This window comes from Methylobacterium marchantiae (genome assembly GCF_042679825.1).
Lineage (GTDB): Bacteria > Pseudomonadota > Alphaproteobacteria > Rhizobiales > Beijerinckiaceae > Methylobacterium > Methylobacterium marchantiae.
In genome coordinates this window covers 1-1,658 of the sequence record NZ_JBHTND010000069.1, presented here as the reverse complement: position 1 = coordinate 1,658, position 1,658 = coordinate 1, and the positions used below count along the sequence as shown (strand labels likewise).

General features: G+C 66.5%; 1 protein-coding gene. It reads right to left on the bottom strand.

From position 1 onward, the window contains the following. Positions 1-1,658: MFS transporter (locus tag ACFQ4G_RS21825; RefSeq protein WP_379041105.1), on the bottom strand; the 1,658-nt coding region annotated here is incomplete at both ends.

Below are 1,658 nucleotides of genomic sequence, written 5' to 3'. Positions count from 1 at the left end.
TCGTCGTAGGTGAAGATGTCGCGATCCTTTGTTTCGGGGAGGAAGAGGGCCCCGATGATGGCGGTCGCGACGGCGATGACGATGGGGTACCAGAGGCCGAAATAGATATCGCCGGTCTGGGCCACCATGGCGAAGGCGGTGGCGGGCAGGAGACCGCCGAACCAGCCGTTGCCGATGTGGTAGGGCAGCGACATCGAGGTGTAGCGGATGCGGGTCGGGAAGAGTTCGACCAGGGCCGCCGCGATCGGGCCGTAGACCATCGTCACGTAGAGGACGAGGATCGTCAGGATGGCGATGATGGTGAGCTTCTGGGCGGAGAAGATGTCGATCATCTTGGCGAAGTTCGAGAGGCCGTCCTTCGGGTCGATGACGATCTTGACGATGCTCGGGTTGTTCGCACCGGGGTAGCCGGCGGCGGTGAGCGCGGCGCCGATGTCCTTGGCGAAGGTCGGATCGGCGGCGGCGAACTCCTTGCCGGCGACGGTGACGGTGGCCTTGGTGCCCGGAGCCACCGGCTCGGTGGTGTAGTTCACCGCGGACCGGGCGAGCAGCGCCTTGGCGATGTCGCAGGAATTGGTGAACTTGGCCGTGCCCACCGGATTGAACTGGAACGAGCAATCCGCCGGGTCGGCCTTGACCACCACCTGGGTGTTCTGCTGGGCCGCGTGCAGGGCCGGGTTGGCCGCCGCCGTCAGCGCCTTGAACAGCGGGAAGAAGGTCAGCGCCGCGATCACGCACCCGCCGAGGATGATCGGCTTGCGGCCGATCTTGTCGGAGAGCGAGCCGAAGAACAGGAACCCGCCGGTGCCGAGGATGAGCGACCAGGCGATGAGCACGTTGGCGGTGAACTGGTCGACCTTCAGGATCGTCTGCAGGAAGAACAGCGCGTAGAACTGGCCGGTGTACCAGACCACGGCCTGGCCGGCGGTGAGGCCGAGCAGCGCGAGCAGGGCCCATTTGGCATTGCGCCACTGGCCGAAGGCCTCCGAGAGCGGAGCCTTCGAGCCGGTGCCCTCGTCCTTCATCTTCTTGAAGGCCGGGCTCTCCTGCATCTGCAGGCGGATCCAGACGGAGACGCCGAGCAGCAGGATCGAGACCAGGAACGGGATGCGCCAGCCCCAGGCGGCGAAGGGCGTGATCGTGCCGGCCGAGCCGTCGGCGAGCGTCGTGGCCACGGAGGCGTAGTTCGCGTTGACGTAGATCTGCGTGAACAGGATCACCATCAGCGAGAGCAGCAGGCCGAGGGTCGCCGTGGTCTGGATGAAGGCGGTGTAGAAGCCGCGTCGTCCGGGGGGGGCGTGCTCGGCCACGTAGACCGCCGCTCCGCCGTATTCACCGCCGAGCGCCAGGCCCTGGAGCATGCGCAGGGCCAGCAGCGCCACGGGGGCGACCCAGCCGACGCCGTACTCGTTCATCGTCGCGTAGGAGGGCAGCAGGCCGACCACGAAGGTCGAGATGCCCATGATCAGGATGGTGACGAGGAAGGTGTACTTACGCCCGACCAGATCGCCGAGGCGGCCGAACACCAGGGCACCGAAGGGACGCACCAGGAAGCCGGCGGCGAAGGCCAGCAGCGCGAACACGTTGCGCGTCGCTTCCGGATAGGCCGAGAAGAACTGCGCCCCGATGATCGCCGCCAGCGATCCGTACAGATAAAA